This window comes from Halobacillus rhizosphaerae (genome assembly GCF_046719735.1).
Classification (GTDB): domain Bacteria; phylum Bacillota; class Bacilli; order Bacillales; family Halobacillaceae; genus Halobacillus_B; species Halobacillus_B rhizosphaerae.
The window spans coordinates 119796-141082 of sequence record NZ_JAUTWQ010000002.1 but is presented as its reverse complement, the minus strand read 5'-3'; the positions used below and the strand labels follow the sequence as shown (position 1 = coordinate 141082).

Below are 21287 nucleotides of genomic sequence, written 5' to 3'. Positions count from 1 at the left end.
TTACCCTTACCTATTGACCTTCTATTAGCTGGTATACGTAAAGCCTTGACTTCGAAATAATAGCCTCAAATATATAGATCATCCATTCTGAAATATCAGGGTGATCCCTCCACATAACTGGGTGAGGAGAAGAATTCAATTCTTTTTATTCAACAATTGAATTCTTCGGGGGAAAGAATGAGGCAGAAATTAAAAAAGAAGCCACTATGGATTCCATAGTGGCTTCAAGTATCAGAATTAGGTTTTTTGTTTAAGCTTACGAACGTAAGCGGGATCAGGAGTTATGAATAACGTCTGCTGATGATCGTAAATAACGTATCCAGGTTTACCTCCTGATGGTTTTCTGACGTGCCTCACCTGAGTATAGTCGATGGGCACGGATGACGAGAGACTGGATTTACTAAAATTAGCAGCAAGCTGTGCAGCTTCGTAAAGAGTGTCTTCACTAGGCGCTTCCTGTTTAATAACCACATGAGAACCAGGGATATCTTTAGCGTGAAGCCATACATCGGACTTATTCGCCAGACGGTTGGTCAGGTAATCGTTTTGTTTGTTGTTACGCCCCACGTAGATTAATGTGCCATCTGAAGCTTCATAAGCATCTGGCTCTGGCTTCGTTGGTTTCTTTTTCTTTTTAGAAGAACTTGATTTCTTCTTCATATATCCTTCTTCTCTTAATTCTTCCCGAATTTCATCAATGTCCTGTTCTCTTGCAGATTCAACTTGTTGAATAAGCCGTTCCAGATAAGCAATTTCGTTTTCAGCTTTTTTGATCTCTTTCTGGACAACTTGTTTTGATTTTTTTAGTTTCTGGTACGTTTGAAAATAACTTTGGGCATTTTCGCTAGGTGTTTTATTTGGGTTTAATTCAATTTTGCGTTCCGACTGATCCGGGTCATAATAATCGGCAACGGTAACTTCTGAGTCGCCTGATTTGACGAGATGCATGTGTGCGGTAAGCAATTCTCCAGTACGCTGATAATCCTCAGCGGCTTCGGATTTCTTCAATGTTAGCTCGTGTTTCTTTATTTTTCGTATATTTTTATCCCGCTCATTCTTTAAGAATCGATAGAGGTCTCCTGCTTGCTGTTTCACTCTGTCGCGTTCTGCTTTTCCTGAGTAGAAAGCATCAAGCATCGCACTGACAGATTCAAATGTTTCAGCACGGCTGCCAAAGGCAAGCAAAGGCAGTACATAAAATTGTTCTTTTCGATCCCGGTAAACCTGAGGTTCGAAATCATAATTCAGAATTCTTTCTCTTACCTTCTCATAAGCATTTTTGTAAGCTTCTGCCCCTCCAAGATGTGCCTGATTGGCAATTTCTTTTGTCAGCATGGGAGAGAAACCCATAATGATAGACAGCAGCTGTTTATCCATTTTACCTGCATTAAAATCGAGCTTTTTAACAAGATCTTCAGGTTTTAGATCGACCGGACTGATTTTCCCTTGTTCCGGAGGCAATATATAGGGCTGTCCAGGCATTACGGTCCGGTGGCGATTCTGGGAAGGAGGCAGATGCTTAATGCTATCCAGGATGTGTCCTTCTTCCTCGTCGACTAAGATGATATTGGAATGTTTTCCCATAATTTCTATCATTAGTGTTTTAGTGGTCTCGTCGCCAATTTCATTTCTTGAACGGACCTTCAATTTAACTATCCGTTCCATGCTCACTTGTTCAATACTTTCGATAAACCCTCCGATTAAATGCTTTCGAAGAAGCATGCATAACATTGGCGGCTCTTTCGGGTTATGGTATTGATCCTCTGTTAAGTGTATTCGTGCATAGGATGGATGCGAAGATAATAGCAACGTTTGTTTTTCTCTGTGTTTTCTTACTGTGAATACCAGTTCGGTATCCGTTGGCTGATAAATTTTCATGACTCGCCCGGACGTTAGTTTTTCATTTAATTCATGGGTAATCGCCCGAGTAACAATTCCGTCAAATGACATGGCATTTCACCTCTCTAATGTTGTAGTATAGCACGGATTTCCGGTGAATCTCTAAATATATGGATGAGATTCTTTACAATGCTCGCTTTTCCTCATCATCATTTGATAAAATGAACATAGTAGCATAAAGATTTTAGCAGCTTGGAAGTGATTGGTATGGTAAAGAGTATGACAGGATACGGAAGAAAATCGCTTGATATGGAAGGAGTCCGGTTAAACGTAGAAATCCGCAGTGTTAATCATCGTTTTTTAGATATTTCTACTAAACTCCCCCGGGCGCTTTTATTTCTAGAAGAGAAGATGAAAAGTCAGATTAAAGAGTCTCTTGCCCGTGGCCGCATTGATCTGTTTGTTACTATTGAAGGTCAAGGGTTACTTACAAGGAAACTTGAAATTGACTGGGCAATCGTCGACCAGTATATCAGCCATTTACAGGATGTAAAGAAGCGGTACCAGTTGACGGGAGAAATCACAATTGATATGGTTACCAAGTTAGAGCATGTGTTTTCTGTTCAGGAAAAAGAGGGCGATATAGATGGATTACAAACCTCATTACTTGCGGCCGTGCAAGAATCTTTAAATCGAGTAATTGTAATGAGAAGCGAAGAAGGGGAAAGATTAAGGAAAGATCTCAGTTCGCGCTGTGAAACAATTCATGAGATCCTTCACAAACTAGAGGAGCGGCGGCCATTTGTCGTGGAAGAGTATAAGGAAAGAATTCGTTCAAGAATCGAAGCTTATACTCGTGAAGAGATGAACCCTGATGAATCAAGAGTCCTTCAGGAAGTGGGATTGTTAGCCGACAAAGGCGACGTCACTGAGGAATTAACCCGGTTAAACTCTCACCTTCAGCAATTCTTAAATACATTAACCATACAAGAATCTATCGGCCGGAGACTAGACTTCATTGTGCAGGAGATGCACCGTGAAGTGAACACGATCGGCTCAAAATCAAATGATAAGCAAATAACTGAAGGAGTAGTTTCCTTAAAGAGTGAAATAGAAAAATTGAAGGAACAAGTGCAAAATGTAGAATAACAATTGTGATTTCTCTTGTTTTTTTCATATAATAGAATTGGGAAAAGATAATCGTGTTTGTTAAAGGAGGAGTCACGCTTTGAGTTTAAGATTAATTAATATTGGATTTGGTAATGTTGTATCTGCGAACCGGATTATTTCCATAGTTTCTCCGGAGTCTGCACCCATTAAACGTATTATTACGGTCGCTCGTGATAATAATAAATTAGTAGACGCTACATACGGACGTCGCACACGCGCCGTTATTATAACTGATAGTGATCATGTGGTCCTTTCTGCTGTACAGCCTGAAACAGTTGGCCAGCGTGTGATCAGCAGTGATGAAATGTCAGATGAGAGTTAGGGAGGTCTTCTGAAGTGATAGATGAAAAGGGGATTTTATTTATTCTTTCCGGACCTTCCGGAGTAGGAAAAGGAACGGTTAGAAAAGCATTGTTTGATCAATCTACAGATTTGCGCTATTCCATTTCCATGACCACGAGAGAACCGCGTGAGGGAGAAGTGGATGGGCAGGATTATTTTTTTAAGTCCCGTGAGGAATTTGAGACACTGATCAGCGAAGGACAGCTGATTGAACATGCAGAATATGTTGGGAACTATTACGGTACACCTAGAGAGTATGTGGAGAAGACGATTGATGAAGGGAAAGACGTATTTTTAGAAATAGAAGTACAAGGGGCTCTTCAAGTTAGGGAGAATTTTCCGCAAGGAGTCTTTATCTTTCTAATTCCTCCGTCTCTTGAGGAACTTAAGGATCGAATAGTGAACAGAGGAACAGAAACGGCAGATAAAGTGAAGAATCGTTTACATGCTGCCAAAGAAGAGATAGACATGATGGATGCTTATGATTATGTGGTAGTTAACGATGAAATTGATCATGCTGTGAGTAAGGTTCAATCCATCGTGGTAAGTGAACATTGTAAGCGTGAGCGTGTGTCTCACCAATTTAAAAAAGCATTGGAGGTTGATTAATTATGATGCTCGAACCAAGTATTGATTCATTGCAGAAAAAGATTAAATCTAAGTACACTTTGGTGACACTGTCTGCACGAAGAGCTAGAGAATTGAAGCAGGGCAGTGCGCCTATGATTGATAATCCAACTTCTCACCAGCAAGTGGGAGTGGCTCTAGAAGAGATTCGTGATGGTAAGTTAGGATATACGTATTCTGATGAAATTCAGTCACGAACCGAAACTTTATAATCATCTGAGCTTCTAAATAATATTCCGGAAGAGCCGCGCTTAAAAGGTAAACAAGCGCGGCTCTTATTTATCAAATGTGAGGGTAAAGGAGAAGGGTACAATGTTAAAAGGAAAGAGATTGGTTTTAGGAGTCTCGGGAGGGATTGCCGCATATAAAGCTGCTGCCCTTACTAGTAAGCTGGTTCAGGCCGGAGCAGAAGTTAAAGTCATTATGACAGACAGCGCCCAGCAGTTTATAGCGCCAACAACATTTCAAGCTCTCTCACGGCAGCCTGTCTATACAGATACATTTGACGAAAAGGATTCTACTCAAATTCAGCACATTGACGTTGCGGATTGGGCCGATTTATTTGTGTTAGCCCCTGCTACAGCCAATCTTATAGGAAAGCTTGCTAACGGATTAGCGGATGATATGCTTTCGACGACTCTGCTTGCAACGGAAGCCCCTGTTTATATTGCCCCTGCAATGAATGTTCATATGTACAGTCATCCAGCCGTGCTAAGTAATATGCAAAAGCTGGATCAGTGGGGCTTCAATTTCATTGAACCCGGAGAAGGCTATCTTGCCTGCGGATATGTTGGCAAAGGACGGCTGGAAGAGCCTGAGAGTATTGTGAAACTGCTTGAGGAAGAAATGCAGAATAAGGTACTTGATGGTAAGAAAGTCTTAATTACCGCAGGTCCGACTCAGGAGAAAATTGATCCTGTACGCTACTTCACGAATCCATCTTCAGGTAAAATGGGGTTTGCCCTTGCGCGACAAGCTTTATCACTAGGAGCTGATGTCACTCTAGTTACAGGGCCTGTAAATTTAACTACCCCAAAAGGGATACGCCGAATAGATATTACCACAGCAGAAGAGATGTATGATCAGGTGTTAGAACATTATCATTCCAGTGATATTGTAATCAAAGCAGCTGCCGTAGCTGATTATCGTCCTAAGAAAACTTTCGAAAAGAAAATGAAAAAACAAGACGGTGACTATACAGTTGAAATGGAGAGAACGAGAGATATCCTCGCAGAATTAGGCAGAAGGAAGGAACATCAGTACTTGATAGGTTTTGCAGCTGAGACGAATGATGTGGAACAGTACGGAAGGCAAAAGCTTGAAAAGAAGAATCTTGATGCCATCGTCATTAATAATGTGTCGGAAGCAGGAACTGGTTTTGGACATGATACGAACTCTTCTCTATTCCTTACAAAGCGCGGCCGCGAAACTACGATGCCATTGACTTCTAAGGATGAACTCGCTAAACAGATTCTGAGGGAAGCGGTCAAAGAACTTGCAGGTGAAGAGGATTGAACTTTGCCAGAGTAATTGTAGATGTTGCTTCACAAAATACTGATCGCCCCTTTGACTATAAAATTCCCGAGAAATTTCAAGGGGTTGTTCAGCCGGGGATCCGGGTGATTGTTCCCTTTGGTCCCAGAAAAATCATGGGGTATGTGGTGGGACTGACCGACGAGAGTTCTTTTTCTAAAGTAAAGAATATTTCCGATTGCTTAGATGTTACGCCTGCCCTGACAGAAGAACTATTACAGCTAGGGAAATGGCTGTCTCATCAAACGCTCAGTTATTACATCTCTTGTTTACAAGTAATGCTTCCGCAAATCATGAAGGCCAAATACCGTAAAGAAATTTGGAAAATGACGGATGAACCGCTTGATTCTGAGTTAGAGCAGGTGTTTGATGGCCGTGCAGTCATGGAATATGAAGAATTTGAGAAATCGAACGTATCCATCCATCAACTAAGAAAACATATCCAGGATGGGGAAGTGGATGTTCATTATGAAGTGAAGAGCAGGGAAACTAAAAAAGTGACCCGTGTGATTGAACCAGGAGTAGATGAGTTTACGTTAATTGAAACCTTGGAAGACCTATCTAAACAAGCTGTAAAGCAGAGAAGGATAGTTGAATATTTCACGGAGCATAAAGAGCCGATTCCTAAAAAGCAGCTGCTTGAGACCCTGTCTACAACCTCCGCCTCTTTAAAGCCATTAATTGACCGCGGGGTACTAAAAGAATTCCAGCAGGAGATCTTTCGGGATCCTTATGAAAATCATCACTTCGAAAGAACGAAGCCATTTGCACTTACTGAAGAACAAGCGGCAGCAATCGAACCGATATTAAATACGATTCAGAAGCGCAGTCATGATGTTTTTCTTTTGCATGGGGTAACCGGAAGCGGGAAGACCGAAGTCTATTTGCAGTCCATTCAGCAAGTATTAAATGAAGGAAAAGAAGCCATTATGCTTGTTCCGGAAATTGCTTTAACCCCTCAGATGGTGGAACGTTTCAAAGGTCGGTTTGGTTCTAAAGTGGCCGTTCTCCACAGTGCTTTGTCCGCTGGTGAAAAGTATGATGAATGGAGAAAAATCCAACGCAAAGAAGTTCAGGTAGTAGTTGGAGCCCGTTCAGCTATTTTTGCACCTTTTACAAAGCTTGGCTTAATTATTATCGATGAAGAGCATGAGACCAGCTATAAACAAGAAGATCGCACCCGCTATCATGCACGTGATGTGGCTATTGAACGCGCAAAGAATCACCAATGCCCGGTAGTTCTCGGCAGTGCCACGCCTGCCCTGGAAACTTATGCAAGAGCCATTAAAGGCAATTACCAGCTGCTGTCATTGAAAAAGCGAATGAATAATGCAAAGATGCCGGACGTTGAATTAGTTGATATGAGGGAAGAACTTCACTCTGGGAATCGTTCGATGTTTTCTTTGGTTCTGAAAGAGAAATTAGAGGACAGATTGGCAAAAGGGGAGCAAGCGGTTTTGTTCTTAAATAGACGAGGGTTTTCTACATTTGTCATGTGCAGGGACTGCGGGCATGTAATGGAATGCCCACATTGTGATATTGCTCTCACCTACCATCGAAGGCAGGAGCGGTTAAAGTGCCACTATTGCTCGTATGAAGAAGCGGTACCGCAAAAATGCCCTGAATGTGAAAGTGAAACCATTCGCTATTTTGGAACAGGGACTCAGAAGGTAGAAGAAGTGTTGGAGCAATTAATCCCTGATGCCCGAGTATTAAGAATGGATGTAGATACTACAAGAAGAAAAGGTGCGCACGAACGAATCTTAAACCAATTTGGAAATAAGCAAGCTGATATCCTGCTTGGCACGCAAATGATTGCCAAAGGGCTGGATTTCGGGAATGTAACCCTAGTTGGGGTACTGGCAGCAGACTCATTATTAAATCTGCCTGATTTCCGAGCTGCTGAAAAGACTTTTCAGCTGATTACCCAAGTAAGCGGTCGTGCCGGGCGTCATGAAAAGCCAGGAGAGGTCATTGTCCAGACCTATACGCCAGAACATTACAGCATTGAGCTCGCGAGTACTTATGACTTCGAGGCTTTCTTTAACGAGGAAATGAAATTGCGTAAAGCATTTAATTATCCTCCTTATTATTTCTTAACGTTATTCACCATTTCCCATCCTAATCAGTTAAAAGTCCAAGAAGTTACTCAGAAGATCGTCCAATTTATGAAACAGAATCTTTCTGAGCAGTCTTATGTATTAGGACCCACTCCTTCAGCGCTTACCAGGATCAATAATAGATATCGCTATCAATGCATGGTAAAATACAAGAAGGAACCAGAGCAGCGGAAATTAGTTCAAAGGATTCTCCACTATTATGAAGAAGAAATGAAACAGGAAAATGGATTGCAGATAACGGTTGATTTTCAGCCCTATCAGCTGATGTAGAAAGGAGTCACTTCATCATGACAAGAATCGTATTTATGGGAACCCCGGATTTTGCAGTTCCTATCTTAGAGCAGCTAATGGAAGAGAATTATGAAGTCGTCTTGGCCGTTACTCAGCCGGACCGGCCTAAAGGCAGAAAAAAAGTGCTTACTCCTCCTCCAGTTAAGGAAGCAGCAGTAAAGTACGACATTCCTGTTTTCCAACCAGAGAAGATTAAAGATGAGTATGAAGAAGTTCTCAACTATCATCCCGACCTCATTGTTACCGCAGCATTCGGTCAAATACTGCCAGAAGCATTGTTGCAGGAGCCTCCCTTTGGTTGTATTAATATTCATGCATCCCTTTTGCCGGAACTGCGCGGCGGCGCTCCTATTCACTATGCTCTTCTGCAGGGGAAAGAGGAAACAGGTGTGACGATCATGTATATGGTCAAAAAACTGGATGCCGGAGATATGCTGGCCAGAACAGTCGTTCCGATAACGGATGAGGATCACGTCGGCAGCTTACATAATAAACTTTCGGCAGCAGGGGCGGAATTATTATCTCACACCCTCCCTCAGCTGCTATCAGGCAAGCTTAGCGGAGAGAAGCAAGAAGAATCAAAGGTAAGTTTTGCTTCTAATATTAAGCGTGAACAAGAGTTAATTGATTGGAATAAAGACCAGCAAGTTATCTATAATCACATTCGAGGTCTTCATCCCTGGCCAGTTGCTTTCACTTATTGGCGGGGCAAGCCTCTTAAAGTGTGGTGGGCAGAGAAAGCAGATGGTACTTTTCATAAAACCCCTGGCACGATTGTAAGCATAGAGGAAGATGGTTTTCTTGTGCAGACGGGCGAAGGAAAAGCAGTGAAAATCGTTGAACTTCAGCCATCAGGAAAAAAACGAATGAATGGTCAATCCTTTATTAACGGAGCCGGACAATCGCTGGAATTAGGAGAACGACTGGGGGAAGACCATGACTAAGTTTGTATTAAGGGAAACGGCACTCCATTTGCTTACTCGCATAGGGGAGCAGGGAGGATATAGTCATGTCCTCCTTGATCAGGAAATCAAAAAAAATAACCTATCGCGTAAAGATGGGGCGCTTTTAACCGAAATTGTCTATGGAACTCTTCAAAAGAGAGATTTAATTCATTACTATATTGAACCGTATATTGCTAAGCAGAAGAAGATGAAACCATGGCTGAAGTGGTTATTATATATGTCTGTCTATCAAATGAGGTTTCTAGAGCGTGTTCCCGATCATGCTGTTATCCATGAAGCAGTAGAAATTTCTAAAAAACGCGGACATAAAGGAGTGGCATCATTAACAAATGGTGTGCTTAGGAATGTTCAGCGAAATGGAGTGCATAATCCTTCCGAAATTTCTGACCCTCTAGAAAGACTTTCCATCCAGACAAGTCATCCGAAGTGGCTGGTGGAACGATGGGCGAAGCAGTATGGAATGGAAACAACCACCAAGATGTGTGAAGCCAATATGCATCATCTCCCTATGTCGGTTCGCGTACAGCCGTTGAGAATTTCGAGAGAAGACGCGATTGACCAATTAGAAAGTGATGGCTATCAAGTCAAATCAAGCGTTCTTTCTTCTCAAGGTGTGATCATAACAGAAGGTCAAATTCTTCATCATCCGCTATTCCTGGAGGGAAAGTTGAGTATTCAAGATCAAAGCTCGATGCTGGCAGCAGAAATGATGGATCTTAAGCCTGACTATACAGTGCTTGACGCATGCAGTGCCCCGGGAGGGAAAACGACACATATCGCGGAGAAAATGAACGATCAGGGTCGTGTCATGGCTTATGATTTACACAGTAAGAAGGCTAAACTTGTAAAAGAAAAAGCAGCCCAGCTTCAGTTATCCTCTATAACGGCACAACAAGCTGACTCCAGGCATTTACAGGATAAGCATCCTGAAGCATCCTTTGATCGCATTTTGCTTGATGCTCCTTGTTCGGGGCTCGGTGTGTTACGAGGTAAACCAGATATCAAGTATCATAAAAAAGAAGAAGATATCTTTTCCTTGCGCAGCATTCAGGATGAACTGCTTCATGAAGTGAGCGCATTGCTGAAACCAGGAGGGAAGATGGTATATAGTACTTGCACGGTAGACCGTCATGAAAATGAGGAAGCAGTTAAGTATTTCCTGACTCATCATCCAGATTTCAAGGTAGACCCTTCCTTTTCTGAGGAGCTTCCTGAACCGTTACAGAAATCCCAGGGGTTAAATGAGTATGGAATACAGCTATTCCCGCATCAATGGGATACAGATGGCTTCTTTTTGACTAGACTAGTGAAAACGGCAAGTGAATAAAAAAGCTTCTGTGATGCAAAAACTGTAGTTAAAGTATGTGATGAAGGGCATATGTTCCAGGGGAAGGACTTAAAAGATCAATCTTTCTCCTGGGTAGATTTGCGCGAACAAGCGTACCGAAGAAACGAGGTGAAACCATGAAGAGTTGCTTTTTAACAGACCAGGGTAAAGTTAGGAATCATAACGAAGATGCAGGCGGGGTTGTTACCAATGAAGCCGGTCAGACGCTTGCAGTGGTTGCAGATGGTATGGGAGGACACCGTGCAGGAGATGTTGCTAGCCAAATAGCAGCCTCTAAATTACATAATAAATGGCACGACGCCTCTTTATTAAATACTCCTGAACAGTCAGAAGCATGGTTGGCTCAAGCGATTCAGGAAGTCAATAAAGAGATTCATTCCTATGCAGAAACACATGAAGAATGTCAGGGAATGGGAACAACGATTGTGGCAGCGATTTGCACGAAATACTTTGCTACGATTGCTCATATAGGAGACAGCCGTTGTTATCTTGCTAATTCTTATGGGTTTAAGCAAGTGACAGAGGATCATTCACTCGTCAATGAGCTTGTTCGGTCCGGACAGATCACAGCTGAACAAGCAGAACACCATCCAAGGAAGAATGTACTGTTGAAAGCTTTAGGAACGGAAAATGCCATTCAGGCAGACATTAAAACGTTTAGTTTTGAGCAGGATGACCGTCTGCTTCTATGTTCAGATGGTCTTACTAATAAAGTTAACGAGGAAGAACTAACTGAATTAAAGGAGTACGAAGGGGATTGGACGGTTTTCTGCCAGAAACTTATTGATCAGGCAAATGAACGTGGTGGAGAAGATAATATTACGTTAGTAGTCGTTCATTATTCAGGTACAGAGGAGAAGGAAGGTGCGGATGAATGCTAAGTAACCGTCTCCTTAATGAACGTTACAAAATTCAGGAGATGATCGGCGGCGGAGGAATGGCTAATGTTTATTTGGGCCATGATATTATTCTTGATCGTGAAGTTGCCATTAAGGTTTTACGCCTTGAATATGGTAACGATGAGGAATTTATCGCAAGATTTCACCGCGAAGCTCATTCTGCAACCTCTCTTTCTCACCCTAATATCGTGAATATTTTTGATGTGGGGGAAGAAGATGATATTTATTTCATGGTAATGGAATATGTCGATGGAATGACAATCAAACAATACATACAGCACCATAGCCCCATCGATGTAGCTGAAGCGATTGATATTACTCTGCAAATAACATCCGCAATCTCTCATGCTCATGACAATGATATTGTTCACCGGGATATTAAGCCTCAGAATATATTAATCGATCATTACGGACATGTGAAAGTCACTGATTTTGGGATAGCAATGGCTCTTAGTGCGACAGCGCTTACTCAAACCAATTCTGTGCTAGGCTCCGTCCACTATTTGTCTCCCGAACAGGCAAGAGGCGGGATGGCCACGAAAAAGTCTGATATCTACTCTCTGGGTATTGTGTTATTTGAATTGCTAACGGGGAGGCTGCCGTTCTCCGGTGAATCACCCGTTTCAATCGCTCTTAAACATTTGCAGCATGAGACCCCTTCTCTAAAAAGGTGGATTTCTGACCTGCCGCAAAGTGTGGAAAATATAGTCTTAAAAGCAACGGCAAAAGACCCCTTCCATCGTTACAGCTCCGTGTTGGAAATGGAAGAAGATCTGGAAACAGCACTGGACTCAGAGCGAGTGAACGAACCTGCTTTTACCATTCCCGATGAAGACGATGATAAGACGAAGGCCATTCCAGTTATAACCGAAGAAACTTTTGGAAGCAGCCCTCAGGAAGATACAATTGTCCATTCCGCTAATCAGAGCCCGACAAGGAAAGAAGAAGCTCACGAGAAAGAAATTCAGACGAAGAAAAAGAAAAAAAAGTGGCCGTGGATATTATCAGCAGTTCTTGTCTTGCTCATTGCTGGTGCGACTGCTCTTTTCTTCATACCAGGACTTTTACAGCCCGCTGATGTAGAGATGATTGATGTAAAAGGCTTGGAGTACGAAGAAGCCTACAGCAAACTAAGTGATCTAAATTTAAGTGTGAAACGGGAAACGGTGTATTCCGATACTGTTCAGGACGGATATGTAGTAAAAACTGATCCTGAGCCTGGGAGGACGATTAAGGAAACCTCACAAGTCACCGTTTATTCTAGTAAGGGTAAAGAGAAGGTAGAATTTGAAGATTATACCGGCGATGATTTCGAAAGGATTAACAAGGAATTAGAAGACAACGGTTATGAATCGGTTTTTCCAATAGAAGAAAATTCTGATCAGCCCGAAGGTCAGATTATAGAACAGATTCAGCCTCAGCCAGGAGAGGAAGTTGTGCCTGAAGATACCCGTGTGATCTTTCGAGTTAGTTTAGGACCTCCTAAAGTCCCGCTCCGCCCGCTTGAAGGAAAGTCGGAGCAGGCAGCCAAAAAGTACTTAGAAAATAATAATTTAAAGGCAGAGGTAACGGAAACATACTCGGATGAAATTGCCCAGGGAGTTGTCATTTCCCAGAGTCCAGAACCCTCTACCCAATTGGATCAAGGGTCAACGGTAAAACTCACAGTCTCGCTAGGGAAAAAAGAAGAACCGCCAAAAACAAAGACGGTTTCTGTAGATGTTCCATATAAACAAGAGGAAGCTAAGCCTGAAGATAAACCTGATGAACCTGGAAATAAAAAAGATCCGAAAGAAAACAAAGAACAAAAAGTATTGATTTACGTAGATGATATGGAACATGATATTTCCGATGTTTTTAAAGAAGATACGATCACGAAAGATAAAACTATAAAATTTGAGGTAACGGTTGCCCCAGATTCAAAAGCTTCCTATAAAGTTCAAAGAGGTGATGAAGTCATTGAAGAAGGCAGTGTACCGTATTAAGAAGGTGACCATATGGCAATAGGGAAGATTATAAAAGCACTCAGTGGATTTTATTATGTACTTTATGATGGAGAGCTCTACCAGTGCAGAGCAAGAGGGAACTTTCGGAAGAAGAAAGTGGCCCCGCTGGTAGGTGATTTAGTAGAGTTCAAGGCAGAAAATAAAGAAGAAGGCTATATACTTGCGATTGAAAAACGTAGAAACGAATTTATAAGACCGCCTATTGCGAATGTAGACCAGGCATTAATCGTAACTTCTGCCAAAGAGCCGGACTTCAATGCTCTATTGTTAGATCGCTTCTTAGTCTTAGTCGAAGCAAAACGAATTGAGCCATTGATTGTTATTTCAAAAGTAGATCAATTAAGTGAGCAGCGGGTCGCTGCCATGAAGGAATATCAGGAAATATATGAGGAAGTTGGTTATACAGTGATTCTATCCTCCACGGATGATCTGCAGTCCATTGATCAAGTACAATCCCATTTATCTGACCGCACAACCGTTATTGCTGGTCAGTCAGGGGTAGGGAAATCATCCTTGTTAAATTCTATTGATCCCAGGCTAGCTATTGATACGGATGAGATTTCGGAAAGTCTTGGGAGAGGCAAGCATACGACCCGGCATGTGGAATTGTATGAGATTTCTGGTGGTTTTGTAGCTGATACACCCGGTTTTAGTTCTCTTGAATTTGGGGAATTACAAGTCGATGAACTTACGGAATGCTTTCCGGAATTTGTCCGTGTGCAGGATGATTGTAAATTTCGCGGCTGTCTCCACCACAAAGAGCCCAAGTGTGCAGTGAAAGCTGAAGTAGAAGAAGGCACTATTTCCAAGCAGCGGTATGAACATTATTTGCATTTTTTAGAAGAAATTCAGAATAGAAAGCCGAGGTATTAATGATGACTAAGATTGCTCCTTCCATACTAGCCTCTGATTTTTCGAAATTAGGCGAAGAAATAAAAGACGTAGAAAAAGGCGGTGCGGATTATATCCATGTAGACGTTATGGATGGTCATTTTGTACCTAATATTACGATCGGACCTTTGATCGTTGATTCCATCCGTCCCCTTACTCAATTACCCTTGGATGTCCATTTGATGATTGAAGAGCCAGACCGTTATATTGAGGCCTTTGCTAAAGCGGGTGCAGACATTATAACGGTTCATCAGGAAGCTTGCCCGCATTTACATCGGACACTTCAACTGATTAAGAGTCATGACGTAAAAGCTGGGGTTGTGGTGAACCCTGCGACACCAGCTGAGCTTCTCAAGCCGATCCTTGAGGAAATTGACCTTGTGCTGGTCATGACGGTAAACCCGGGATTTGGAGGTCAATCCTTTATTTCTTCTATGGTTCCTAAAATTCTTCAAATTTCAGAATGGAGAAAGCAAATGGGGCTCTCATTTGAAATTGAAGTCGATGGAGGCATAAAACAAGAAACGGCAGCCCTATGTACCGAAGCTGGAGCAGATGTACTGGTGGCGGGAAGCGCCGTATTTAATCAAGAGGATCGTCAAAAAGCAATTAAACAGTTAAGAAATTCTATTGAATAGGTTCTTGAAACCCAAAGGAGGGTGACTTCCTTTGGGTTTCTTTCTAAAGAAAGGAAGATAAAAGGTGCCGATAAATATTGCAATCGTAGGCGGCGGTCCAAAATCGTTTATCCCTGAACTGAATAGATTTAACAAGGAAAGTATGATGTGGATTGGGGCCGATCAGGGGGCAGAAGTACTTCTTGAAAATAATATCCGTCCCACAATATCAATAGGAGATTTTGATTCAGTGAGTGCTTCATCTTATCAGAAAATTAAAGAACGTTCCTTTGAAACTCTTACATATTCTGAAGAGAAAGATGAAACGGATCTAGAACTTGCTGTACAGGAAGCACTCTTAAGGAGTCCTGAACATATTCTATTATTCGGAGTTACGGGAGGAAGAATGGATCATACGCTCGCTAACATCCAGCTTCTTTACCCCTTATTAAAGCAAGGGAAGAAAGCCTCAATTATTGACGTTCAGAATCAAATGGAATTAGCTGAGGCTGGGACACATAAGCTGGAAATAAATGAAGAATATCCTTACGTCTCTTTTTTGCCGATGACAATGGAGGTTACAGATTTAACGTTAGAGGGTTTTTATTATCCACTGGAGAAAGCTTATGTTCCTTTTGGTTCGACTCTATGTATATCCAATCAGTTGATTGAAGATCCTGGTACTTTTTCTTTTAGTTCAGGCATACTCTTAGTAGTAAGAAGCAAAGACTTGAATTAATAGAGGACCAAGGGAAGTTGGTAACAGCTTTTATTTAGGAGGAGGGGGCTCTTTTGAAATTTTATACGATTAAACTCCCGCGATTTCTTGGGGGCATTGTCCGGGCAGTTATTGGTACTTTTAAAAAAGAATAACAAAAAAAGCACCCAGATCAAGGGTGCTTTTTTTGAGTGAAATTATACGCGTGTGACTTTACCGGATTTTAAATCACGGGCAGAAACATAAACCTTTTTCGGTTTACCGTCCACAAGAATGCGTACTTTCTGAACATTAGCTTTAAATTGACGTTTATTAGCGTTCATAGCGTGAGAACGGTTATTTCCTGAAGAAGTACTGCGTCCTGATACAACACATCTGCGTGCCATATGAATCCCTCCTGTTACATACATAAATCTTGAAATACTTACTTAATGTATCATATAGAAGGGGGCAATGCAATATTGAGAGTTTAAATATATCAAGAATTTTCTCTTGACAGACCAAGCGAATTAAGACAAAGTATATTAGTGGATAATCGATCCAAATTTAAGGCCTTCAGGCTGAATAGCCAAGGGATATTCTGTGTTATAATAATTGCACGAAGATGAGGATTTTAAAGGAGGATGTTTATGTCCGTCGATCTAAATACTAAATATGGTCATATTACGATTAGTAATGAAGTAATTTCAACTATTGCTGGAGGTGCTGCCGTAGAGTGCTACGGGATAGTTGGGATGGCATCTAAGCATCAGCTTCGTGACGGGTTGAGTGAAATGCTTCGTAAAGAAAATTTCTCAAAAGGTGTAGTGGTCCGCCAAGAGGACGACTATTTGCACATAGATATGTACATTATCGTCAGTTATGGGACAAAGATTTCTGAAGTTGCCCATAATGTCCAATCACAAGTTAAATATACGTTAAATAAAACCATAGGATTATCCGTCAGTTCTGTAAATATCTATATTCAGGGTGTACGGGTAACCAGTGAGTAGGGAAGCAAGTTAGTCAAAGGAGGAAGTATTCGTGACGTTACAAACTTTAGACGGCAAAACATTAGCCGAGATGATTCTACAAGGGGCTCAACATTTATCCAGAAATTCACAAATGATTGATGCCTTAAATGTATTTCCTGTTCCTGACGGGGACACAGGTACAAATATGAATTTATCGATGACTTCTGGAGCCGAAGAAGTAAAAACTGTTCAAGAGAATCATGCAGGAGCTGTAGCAAATGCCTTTGCTAAAGGTCTGCTCATGGGGGCCCGTGGAAATTCCGGAGTCATTCTCTCCCAATTGTTCCGCGGGTTTTCCAGAGCAATTGAAGACTCTGAAGAATTAACGACGCAGGATTTTGCAGAAGCATTGCAAGGGGGAGTGACGACTGCTTACAAAGCAGTAATGAAGCCAGTCGAAGGAACGATACTCACTGTAGCAAAGGATACTGGAGAAGCTTCTGTTCAGCTTGCTGACCAAGAGTCTGATTTTATTCCGTTTATGGAGGGGCTTACAGCTGCTGCTAGAGAATCTTTGAAAAGAACGCCGGAATTACTTCCAGTATTAAAAGAAGTAGGTGTAGTGGACAGCGGAGGACAAGGTCTGCTTACTATCTACGAAGGTTTCCTTGCTAACCTCAAGGGTGAAGAGCTTCCTGTTCAAGATGAGACAGTCACCATGAATGATATGGTAAACGCCGAACATCATAAACTGGCACAAGACTTTATGAACACGGAAGACATCGAATTTGGTTACTGTACTGAATTTATGGTTAAGTTTGAACAAGAAAAGCTTAATGATGTCCCTTATGATGAAGATACGTTCAGGAATCAATTAAGTGAGATCGGTGATTCCCTGCTTGTTGTTTCTGATGAAGAAATTGTAAAGGTACATGTCCACGCTGAACATCCTGGAGAAGCTTTAAACCTGGGTCAGCAGTTTGGAAGCTTGATCAATATGAAAATTGAAAATATGCGAGAGCAGCATACATCCATTGTTGGAGATCAAAAAAAGAATGTACGGGTTTCCGATGAAAAAGCTGAATATGGTATTGTGACTGTGGCCATGGGTGAAGGCATAAAGAAATTGTTTGAGAGTCTTGGAGCAACCGTAGTCATTCAAGGCGGACAAACGATGAATCCAAGCACCCAGGATATTTCTGAGGCGATCAAAGAAGCTCATGCAAAGCAGGTGCTTATTCTTCCAAATAATAAGAACATTATTATGGCTGCCGAACAAGCGGCGGAGATTGCTGAAGAAAACGCAGCAGTTATTCCTACTAAGACTATTCCTCAAGGGATGAGTGCTTTACTTGGCTTTAATCCTGAAGTGGATTTAGAAACGAACAAAGAAGAAATGACAGGCTTGCAATCCCATGTGAAAACTGGGCAGATTACTTATGCAGTGAGAGATACACAAATTGAAGGGTTAACTATTGAAAACGGCCATTTCATGGGGATCGATGAAGGTAAAATCTCTGCAACTGATCCGGACAAGCTTACTGCAGCAAAGTCGCTTCTTAAGCAGATGATAGACGAAGATGAAGATGAAATCCTGACCATTCTCTATGGTGAGGACGTGAATACTAGTGAGGTTGAAGAACTTGAAACATTTGTGGAAGAACACTTTGAAGATTTGGAAGTGGAAGTTCATGAAGGCGGTCAGCCTATCTATTCTTATATATTTGCGATTGAATAACAAAAAAGCACAGCTCATAGAGTTGTGCTTTTTTAATGCTCCATTTTACGGAAAATACTCTCTGTATGATAAATTTTAATCACTCTTTTCGGTGAAAAAGCAATTTGCTTGTAAATAAAGCTAGCTCCATCTTTTCAATGGATTCACAATAATCCACCGTTATTTTACCCTTATCCTGCTGCGAAGGGTCCTTAAAGTAATTCATCACAGAGATATTTTTAAACCAATCCCCTTTTTCAGCTATTTTTTGATGACTGGTTTTCCAGGCCGATAGCAAGGCAGGGCTGTATAAGCGCGGTGCATTCTTTCTTAAAATACAGTTTTTAGTTCTAGGAAAATATAATTGCCCGGGAAGAGTTTCTTTCACGTCGTTAAATAGATGTGGCATATAATCTTTTCGGGAACCAGTATGAGGGTGATCATTGACCCAAGTTATTATATGCTGCAATCTTGTGTAATCAAAGAACAGGAGAGCATACAGACGTTTCCCGAATTCGATGCGCTCCTCAATGGAAGCAAAGTGATGCAGCGTTTCTCCAATGATTTCTGGTTCCGACTGCTCCTTTAGAGAATAAGGGAATAGCAGATGATTCAAGTTTAAAACATCTTGCAGCTTGAAATTTATCGTCTTTAAAACCGAATTCTGGTAAGACTGGTGATGAATCACCCGTTCTTCTATATACATCTGTTCATTTATTATTTGTGCAAAAGCTAATAAATCTCTGTGGCCGTTCTCCCAGAAATGTTTCCAGATTACTTCCATAAATGAGGAAACATTTAAATGAGGCAGCAAGTAAAACAAGCTTCTATTCATCTCCACACTCTTTTTATACAGAAGTAATTGCGGAAATGCATCTTGGAAAATTAGCCAGTTTCCCCTCTCTAAAAATGCAAAAAAAGCCTTCTGTTCCCCCTCGGAAAGCAGCTTAGAAAGAAATTCCCCTTTTAAATCAGTCATATTCCATCCGCCATTTCGCGAAACCATGTGCGCGAGCAGAGACCATTTAATTTCAGGATGAAGATAGTAGAAATCATAATAGGCTTGCGTTCGGGTTACATTGTTAATGTTAAATTTTACTGTATCTGACCGAATGGATTGAAGTATTTCCTCTTCTTCTGCATTCGGAACTTCAGGTTTCTTTAGAGGTTCCTTTTTAAGTTTTATAAGCAAATCTTGTTTAATTGAAGTCAAATGGCTGATTACTATCTGATCTGTACTATCATATAAAATAACGGTTCCCTCCTCTCTTGGAATGTGCTTATTCTTTTTGAATATGTATAAACAGAAACTGGGGGAGGGGCTTGGAGAATGAAATCAGCAGTTCAAGATGAAATGAATCTTCTCATAGAGCGGCTTAAACGTGAACAATCTTCTGACGGATCTTGGAATTATACGTTCGATACAGGAGTTCTAACGGATGCTTATATGATTATTTTATTACGTTCACTGGAAATTGATGATGAGAAACTTATCATCGCTCTTACGGAAAGAATTATTAGCAAACAAGAGGAAAATGGTGCATGGAAACTGTTTCGCGATGAGAAAGAGGGCAATCTATCAAGGACAATTGAAGCATATTATGGATTGCTCTACTCGGGCTATTACGGTAATAAGGATAAAGAGTTAATCTTAGCAAAGAAGTTTATCTTGACCCATGGAGGGCTAGAAAAAGCAGGCATGTTTACTAAGATTATGCTTACCATTACTGGTCAATACTCCTGGCCCTTATTTTTCCCATTTCCTATTGAGATTATGCTGCTCCCTATCCAATTTCCGGTCAATATCTATGATATATCTGTATTTGGCAGAGCTAATATCGTACCCATACTTATATTAGGAAATAAAAAATTTCAATTGAAGACAGATAGAAGTCCTGACCTCTCCGGTATAAGAGTGGATGATCGCACCGAGACGCTATTTAATGATGAACAAAGTAAAGAGTGGGGGAACTATTTTACTAAACTCTTACGCTCTATACAAACAGATGATCGCACCTTTGAAAAGAGATCCTTATATGAAGCGGAACAGTACATGTTAAAGCGAACAGAAGCAGACGGTACACTGCTGAGTTACTTTAGTTCCACTTTCTTGATGATTTTTGCTCTTCTATCGCTTGGCAGCCGAAAGGAAAGTCCGGTAATAAAGAATGCTGTGGATGGACTGAAAGCCATGCAAAGTACCGTAAATGACAGACAAGTCCATATTCAATATACGACTGCGGATGTTTGGAATACCTCGCTGATCAGTTGGGCTTTACAGCAAGCCGGTGTCCAGGAAGAGGAAGAAGTAATTTTAAAAGCCAGTCGTTACTTGTTTTCTAGACAGCACTATAAATATGGTGACTGGATCATTCACAACCCTCGCGCCTTCCCGGGCGGATTTGGCTTTTCCGATATCAATACTATAAATCCTGATGTAGATGACACAACAGCAAGCTTAAGGGCATTGATTCATCTTATTTCTCAACATAAAGCCTATAAAGGCACGTGGGAAAGAGGCGTTCAGTGGGTTTTGACTATGCAAAACGAGGATGGAGGGTGGCCATCCTTTGAAAGGGAAGTGAATAAAAGTTATCTATCCTGGCTGCCGGTCCAGGGGGGAGATTTCATTTTAAAGGATCCTTCCTGCGCAGATTTAACAGGCAGAACTTTAGAGTTTCTTGGAAATTATACAAATTTAAACTCAGAGCATCGGTCTATTAGAAGGGGGAAGAAATGGCTGAAGAAAACCCTGAAAAGTGATGGTTCATGGTACAGCCGTTGGGGGATCTGCTATATTTATGGAAGCTGGGCGGCGGTTACAGGATTGCTGGCCACGGGTGAAAATCCAAACTCGAAAACGATTAAAAAAACGGTTAAGTGGCTGGAAACCATTCAGAACGAAGACGGCGGATGGGGAGAATCTTGTTTAAGTGATACCAATCATTCTTACGTCCCTTTAGGCGAAAGCACCCTGGTTGATACTTCCTGGGCTTTAGATGCGTTAATCGCCGCTTCAACGGAAGAAACAGAAGCAATCCATCGTGGCATTAAATTTTTATTGAAAAATAATCAAAGAAAAACTTGGCTAGAAGATTACCCGAAAGGTCAAGGAATGGGCGGGGTATTTTATATCCATTATGAGAGCTATCGTTACATTTGGCCGTTGATAACCTTCAGTCACTATCAGCAAAAGTACATTGAATAAAGAGGGCAGGTGGAGAACCTGTCCTCATCGTTTTGCCGCTGAG

The 21287-nt window shown here is 41.4% G+C and carries 20 protein-coding genes; 17 read left to right on the top strand and 3 right to left on the bottom strand.

The genetic code is table 11. The features are described 5' to 3' along the window. Window positions 1-237 precede the first annotated feature (237 nt). On the bottom strand, window positions 238-1950 hold the full coding sequence (locus Q7A53_RS04860; RefSeq protein WP_411788002.1) for an Rqc2 family fibronectin-binding protein: 1713 nt from the start codon (window positions 1948-1950) through the stop codon (window positions 238-240). A 156-nt stretch (window positions 1951-2106) separates the two neighbouring features. Here Q7A53_RS04860 and Q7A53_RS04855 point away from each other — a divergent pair, with 156 nt between their 5' ends. The 14 genes from Q7A53_RS04855 to spoVM all read left to right on the top strand — a co-directional run bounded on the left by Q7A53_RS04855 (window position 2107) and on the right by spoVM (window position 15521). Continuing rightward, entirely contained in the window at window positions 2107-2988 is an 882-nt protein-coding gene (locus tag Q7A53_RS04855; protein WP_411788001.1) for a YicC/YloC family endoribonuclease, read from the top strand. 79 nt (window positions 2989-3067) lie between these two features. Beyond that, entirely contained in the window at window positions 3068-3331 is a 264-nt protein-coding gene (gene remA / locus Q7A53_RS04850; RefSeq protein ID WP_411788000.1) for an extracellular matrix/biofilm regulator RemA, read from the top strand. Between the two features lie 14 nt (window positions 3332-3345). After that, window positions 3346-3960 carry a guanylate kinase gene (gene gmk, locus Q7A53_RS04845; RefSeq protein WP_411787999.1) on the top strand — a complete coding sequence of 205 codons (615 nt, stop codon included), beginning with the start codon at window positions 3346-3348 and terminating at the stop codon, window positions 3958-3960. Window positions 3961-3962: 2 nt separating this feature from the next. Continuing rightward, window positions 3963-4190 carry a DNA-directed RNA polymerase subunit omega gene (rpoZ, locus tag Q7A53_RS04840; RefSeq protein WP_411787998.1) on the top strand — a complete coding sequence of 76 codons (228 nt, stop codon included), beginning with the start codon at window positions 3963-3965 and terminating at the stop codon, window positions 4188-4190. A gap of 100 nt (window positions 4191-4290) precedes the next feature. Beyond that, window positions 4291-5493 carry a bifunctional phosphopantothenoylcysteine decarboxylase/phosphopantothenate--cysteine ligase CoaBC gene (gene coaBC / locus Q7A53_RS04835; protein ID WP_411787997.1) on the top strand — a complete coding sequence of 401 codons (1203 nt, stop codon included), beginning with the start codon at window positions 4291-4293 and terminating at the stop codon, window positions 5491-5493. Then, window positions 5490-7901, top strand: a complete 2412-nt coding sequence (gene priA, locus Q7A53_RS04830) for a primosomal protein N' (protein ID WP_411787996.1) — start codon at window positions 5490-5492, stop codon at window positions 7899-7901. Before coaBC ends, priA begins: the two co-directional genes overlap by 4 nt. A 17-nt stretch (window positions 7902-7918) precedes the next feature. After that, window positions 7919-8866 (top strand): methionyl-tRNA formyltransferase, encoded by a 948-nt coding sequence (gene fmt / locus Q7A53_RS04825; RefSeq protein ID WP_411787995.1) that lies wholly within the window; start codon window positions 7919-7921, stop codon window positions 8864-8866. Further along, window positions 8859-10214: a 16S rRNA (cytosine(967)-C(5))-methyltransferase RsmB gene (gene rsmB, locus Q7A53_RS04820; protein ID WP_411787994.1), complete on the top strand. Its 1356-nt coding sequence runs from the start codon at window positions 8859-8861 to the stop codon at window positions 10212-10214. The genes fmt and rsmB overlap by 8 nt, the downstream gene beginning before the upstream one ends. Window positions 10215-10351: 137 nt before the next feature. After that, complete coding sequence (locus Q7A53_RS04815; RefSeq protein WP_411787993.1) at window positions 10352-11116, top strand: Stp1/IreP family PP2C-type Ser/Thr phosphatase; 765 nt, start codon at window positions 10352-10354, stop codon at window positions 11114-11116. Next, on the top strand, window positions 11110-13119 hold the full coding sequence (gene pknB, locus Q7A53_RS04810; protein WP_411787992.1) for a Stk1 family PASTA domain-containing Ser/Thr kinase: 2010 nt from the start codon (window positions 11110-11112) through the stop codon (window positions 13117-13119). The genes Q7A53_RS04815 and pknB overlap by 7 nt, the downstream gene beginning before the upstream one ends. Window positions 13120-13131: 12 nt before the next feature. Further along, on the top strand, window positions 13132-14013 hold the full coding sequence (gene rsgA / locus Q7A53_RS04805; protein WP_411787991.1) for a ribosome small subunit-dependent GTPase A: 882 nt from the start codon (window positions 13132-13134) through the stop codon (window positions 14011-14013). 2 nt (window positions 14014-14015) lie between these two features. Further along, window positions 14016-14669 carry a ribulose-phosphate 3-epimerase gene (gene rpe / locus Q7A53_RS04800; protein ID WP_411788004.1) on the top strand — a complete coding sequence of 218 codons (654 nt, stop codon included), beginning with the start codon at window positions 14016-14018 and terminating at the stop codon, window positions 14667-14669. Between the two features lie 64 nt (window positions 14670-14733). After that, window positions 14734-15387, top strand: a complete 654-nt coding sequence (locus Q7A53_RS04795; protein WP_411787990.1) for a thiamine diphosphokinase — start codon at window positions 14734-14736, stop codon at window positions 15385-15387. Window positions 15388-15440: 53 nt separating this feature from the next. Next, window positions 15441-15521, top strand: a complete 81-nt coding sequence (gene spoVM, locus Q7A53_RS04790) for a stage V sporulation protein SpoVM (protein WP_244713812.1) — start codon at window positions 15441-15443, stop codon at window positions 15519-15521. Window positions 15522-15563: 42 nt separating this feature from the next. Here spoVM and rpmB read toward each other — a convergent pair whose 3' ends face one another. Next, complete coding sequence (gene rpmB / locus Q7A53_RS04785; protein WP_411787989.1) at window positions 15564-15752, bottom strand: 50S ribosomal protein L28; 189 nt, start codon at window positions 15750-15752, stop codon at window positions 15564-15566. A gap of 243 nt (window positions 15753-15995) precedes the next feature. Here rpmB and Q7A53_RS04780 point away from each other — a divergent pair, with 243 nt between their 5' ends. Next, the gene (locus Q7A53_RS04780) at window positions 15996-16358 is read left to right on the top strand and encodes an Asp23/Gls24 family envelope stress response protein (protein WP_411787988.1); all 363 of its coding nucleotides are present in this window, start codon (window positions 15996-15998) and stop codon (window positions 16356-16358) included. A 31-nt stretch (window positions 16359-16389) separates the two neighbouring features. Further along, window positions 16390-18057, top strand: a complete 1668-nt coding sequence (locus tag Q7A53_RS04775; RefSeq protein ID WP_411787987.1) for a DAK2 domain-containing protein — start codon at window positions 16390-16392, stop codon at window positions 18055-18057. A gap of 79 nt (window positions 18058-18136) precedes the next feature. Here the strand turns inward: Q7A53_RS04775 and Q7A53_RS04770 are convergent, their stop codons facing one another. Beyond that, window positions 18137-19249, bottom strand: a complete 1113-nt coding sequence (locus Q7A53_RS04770) for a DUF2515 family protein (RefSeq protein ID WP_411787986.1) — start codon at window positions 19247-19249, stop codon at window positions 18137-18139. A gap of 117 nt (window positions 19250-19366) precedes the next feature. Here Q7A53_RS04770 and Q7A53_RS04765 point away from each other — a divergent pair, with 117 nt between their 5' ends. After that, the gene (locus tag Q7A53_RS04765; protein WP_411787985.1) at window positions 19367-21244 is read left to right on the top strand and encodes a terpene cyclase/mutase family protein; all 1878 of its coding nucleotides are present in this window, start codon (window positions 19367-19369) and stop codon (window positions 21242-21244) included. The last annotated feature ends 43 nt before the right edge of the window (window positions 21245-21287 follow it).